Here is a 3796-nt window from a genome sequence, read left to right as displayed (position 1 = left end):
CGATCCCCCCTGCCCCCCTTTAATCCCCCCTTAATAAGGGGGGCATCTGACAACTTTTAACGCCTACCTACTTATCAAATTTAGCCAAGATTTTCAATCCTTCTTCTGGGTTGCCATTAGCTGCCATTTCCTTAAATCTAGTATAGGCATTAAATTCGGCTAAAGTGTTGGTGGAAAGATATTCAATCAGTTTATTGATACTGATTCCTTTTAGTTCATTCATAGAAAAATCCTGATTCTGGCGGTAATTTCCTGAAGAACTTCTAAGAGCGTTGGAGCAGCGGACGAGATTACATTTTCTTCACTGCTGTCATGTTTGTGATGGGGATAGGTTGGGAGGTTCAGCTTTTTATGATGTGGAGTATTATCATAACGGAAAATTAAGGTATTCATGGTATTCATATACTGATAAGCGTATATATTACGATTAATAATTGTTTCGATATTGACAAACTCTCGAATATGCAGAACTGAATTATCAATGAATTTAATTTCGGCTCGAATAAATCCTTCATAAGTATCGCGTTTTTCACAATCTAACGTAAAAAATTTTACTACTGAACAGGTTGCGATAATTGTTTGAATCTGTTGAAAATAATCTTCAATTAACAAATTCAATTCCTCTGAGTCTTTCTGCTTTTTCCTGTAGGCATTGTAGCATTCGCAATTCGCCAATCCATTCGTCAAGTTCCAGGGTTTCCTGAAATTCGTCGTTTTCGTAGCGATGCAGAAATTCTGCTGTGGACAGTTGATATTTGTCCTCAAATTCTCGCAGTCGTTGTTCGGTACGCTGGATACCCGCTTCAGTGGAACGTAGGGCTTCAGCGATTGCGCCTTCGATTAGAGGTTTGAGGGAGCCAGAGTGATGAGAGATGAGTTTGAGTTCCTTCATAATAGGAAGTCTTGTAGCTACTTTTGCATTATAGACAATTGCTAAGATATCCAGAGGGCGCAGGTTGCTTGTGCCACTACACTAGACCTCTCCAATAATTGTCAAACTAAGGGCTGAAGTCCTTTTGATCTATGGTCAATTTTTGGGTTCATTTTTTCTCTTTTCTCCTTCTCTCTCAGATTATACTTTTGACTTTTGACTTTATTTTCCCTTTTTAGCGTCGTTGGCGAGTTGGTTGGCGCGGCTGACGGGATCAAAACGGAGGCTAGGATTCCACTTTTGGGCGATTTTAAAGCCTTCAATTGCTTCGTTGATTTTGCCTTCCCTAGCTAAGGCTTCGCTTTGTTCCATTAAAATACTCGCACTAGGCTGGGTGAGGTCAGCAGTTTGGCAGGTCGATAATTTAGCCAGCATTTGAGGATTGACAATCAAATAGTTTTTTAACCAATTACAGCCTCGAACCAACAGGCGATCGAGATTTTCCACAGGCCACACCCTCGCATGAGGAAAGTTGCTTGGCTAATTGGAGTATTTCTTCTAGAGTGACAGTATTTTTCATGATTTTTAGTTGGGTGATAGCAAATATTGCATTGTGTTTATGGATATGAACTAAACTCCATCGAAGTGGCATCACCAGAAGGAATAAAACTTGCCCAATAAAAAGGATGTTTTTGCTTCTCACCCTTGAGCATTCCTAGTTGAATTTGTCGTAAAGCTTCACTGCGTCCTTCTCCTTTTTGTAAGCGTCCATAATAAGCGACCATTAAATCTTTAGTTGCGTCATCAGATACTTTCCAAAGGCTAATTAATTGGCTTTCACTACCTGCTATAACTAAAGCGCGGCGCAATCCATAAACTCCCTGACCGATTTTAATATCTCCTTTCCCCGTATCGCAAGCAGAAAGCACAACTAATTTGGTTCCGACTAAGTTTAAATTGGTAGTTTCTAAAGCAGTCAAAACCCCATCATCTCCTGCACTTTGACCGATTGTAACTCCTGCTAAAACTAACCCAGAACGCAATAAAGGATTCTCAACCACATTGCGTTCTGGTTTAAAAAAACCATGAGTAGCGATGTGGAGAATATTCGGTTTTTTAACTTGTTTGACGGCGTTTTCTGTGGCTTGAGAACCCGTTAAAACAGTGGCTTGAGGTAAGAGATTTTTAATCGCTTTAGCTTCTTGTTCTGTACCCGGAAGATCGGGAAAAGTAAACTCAGAAAGGTCGATGGAACGAGTGAGAGCGACTTTTTCCCCTGCTTTACCGTAGAAAGGATCAGCTACAATAAGCGGAGATTGTTGACTGGCAAATTTATCTTTTAGACGCAGTAAATCTCGTCCAGAAGTGAGATAGGTAATATGATAATTTTCCACTAAGTATTGATTATTTTCATCCACTAATGCTTCAAAGGGAATTAAATTAAGTGCAGCATCAGGAGAAAGCAGAATTGTTTTAGTATTGCCTAATAATTGACGGATAGGCTGCATCAATATCTCATCAAGTTGACGCGCTGATTTTTGCAGTTGAGGAATAGGAGTTTGTGCGTCTGCAAGATTGTCACGAAAGTAAATTAATTTGTCATCAATCGGTTTAGCTTCCCCTAAATCCTTGGCTTTGATGTCACCATTAGGATAGAGAATATAAACAGCATAGCGAGGATTGCCATCGCGTTGATTTTCAGGCGCTTTAGGATTAAAAGGTCGATAGCGGACTATTTCAACTAAAGCAGCATCAGCAGGGATTAGCTTTTGAATACCTTCGAGGGTAATGGGTTGGGATAGGCTACGAAATTCGGCACTACGACGACCGATTTTATCTTCTATTTCTTTTGCTTTTGCGGTAACTTCGTTAAGTTGTTGACGGTAAATTTCTGGTGAGGGGAAATCTTCAGGCTTTTTAAAGGTCAGATTAGATAGTTGAGTCCGAACTTCAATCAGTTGAGTCAATAATCGTTGACTTTCGAGGTCATCAGTACGTTGTCGGAGAATTTGTAAGCTATTGGTTGAAACATCTAAAATTCGTCCTTTACGTTCTAAGATGGTTTTCAAGGCGAGACGGGTTGCTTGTGGGTTATTAGGTGCAGCTTGCAGATTGAGGGAAATCACCCCATTAGTCGTCCCCAAAACCTTTGCCATATAATCTTGTTTTTGCTTGTCATCCCCCATTTTTAGGTTTTCTGAGAGGTTGTATTCTTGTACTGCAAGTGCTTGGCTGAGATAATTAATGGCTTGAGGAATATCATCTTGAGACCAGTAAAGTCCAGCCAAATTGTTGAGACTGGAAGCAGTGTCGGGATGGTTGTCTCCTAATTGTTGTTTAATGATAGCTAAAGCTTGTTTGAAGAGGGGTTCGGCTTCACTGTATCTTCCTTGAGACTGGTAAAGTGCTGCCAAATTGTTGAGACTTCCTGCGGTATCGGGATGGTTGTCTCCTAATTGTTTTTTCCTGATAGCTAAGGCTTCTTTTAAGAGGGGTTCGGCTTCGCTGTATCTTCCTTGAGACTCGTAAAGTAATGCCAAATTGTTGAGACTGATGGCGGTATCGGGATGGTTGTCTCCTAATTGTTGTTTGAAGATAGCTAAAGACCTGTTGTAGAGGGGTTCGGCTTCACTGTATCTTCCTTGAACTCTGTAAAGTTCTGCCAAACTGTTGAGACTTTGTGCGGTATCGGGATGGTTGTCTCCTAATTGTTGTTTCCTGATAGCTAAAGCCTCTTTGTAGAGGGGTTCGGCTTCGCTGTATCTTCCTTGAACTCTGTAAAGTGCTGCCAAATTGTTGAGACTGGTGGCGGTATCGGGATGGTTGTCTCCTAATTGTTGTTTCCAGATAGCTAAGGACCTGTTGTAGAGAGGTTCGGCTTCGCTGTATCTTCCTTGAGAATAGTAAAGTAATGCCAAGTTGTTG

At 40.9% G+C, this 3796-nt stretch carries 5 protein-coding genes; all 5 read right to left on the bottom strand.

Annotated elements, in window-relative coordinates:
* Positions 1-67: 67 nt before the first annotated feature.
* Entirely contained in the window at positions 68-223 is a 156-nt protein-coding gene (locus O9323_RS03250; RefSeq protein WP_002754850.1) for a hypothetical protein, read from the bottom strand.
* Positions 220-612, bottom strand: coding sequence for a toxin-antitoxin system TumE family protein (locus tag O9323_RS03245; RefSeq protein ID WP_288124681.1), 393 nt, complete (start codon positions 610-612; stop codon positions 220-222). The genes O9323_RS03250 and O9323_RS03245 overlap by 4 nt, the downstream gene beginning before the upstream one ends.
* Positions 602-892, bottom strand: coding sequence for a hypothetical protein (locus O9323_RS03240; protein ID WP_002754848.1), 291 nt, complete (start codon positions 890-892; stop codon positions 602-604). The genes O9323_RS03245 and O9323_RS03240 overlap by 11 nt, the downstream gene beginning before the upstream one ends.
* A gap of 201 nt (positions 893-1093) precedes the next feature.
* Positions 1094-1378, bottom strand: a complete 285-nt coding sequence (locus tag O9323_RS03235) for a hypothetical protein (RefSeq protein ID WP_190356498.1) — start codon at positions 1376-1378, stop codon at positions 1094-1096.
* Positions 1379-1488: 110 nt separating this feature from the next.
* A partial coding sequence (locus tag O9323_RS03230) for a CHAT domain-containing protein (protein ID WP_288124680.1) occupies positions 1489-3796 on the bottom strand: 2308 nt, incomplete at its 5' end.

Origin of the sequence: Microcystis sp. LE19-131.1A, assembly GCF_027532015.1 — a bacterium.
Classification (GTDB): domain Bacteria; phylum Cyanobacteriota; class Cyanobacteriia; order Cyanobacteriales; family Microcystaceae; genus Microcystis; species Microcystis ichthyoblabe_A.
This window is presented reverse-complemented; position numbering and strand designations above follow the sequence as displayed.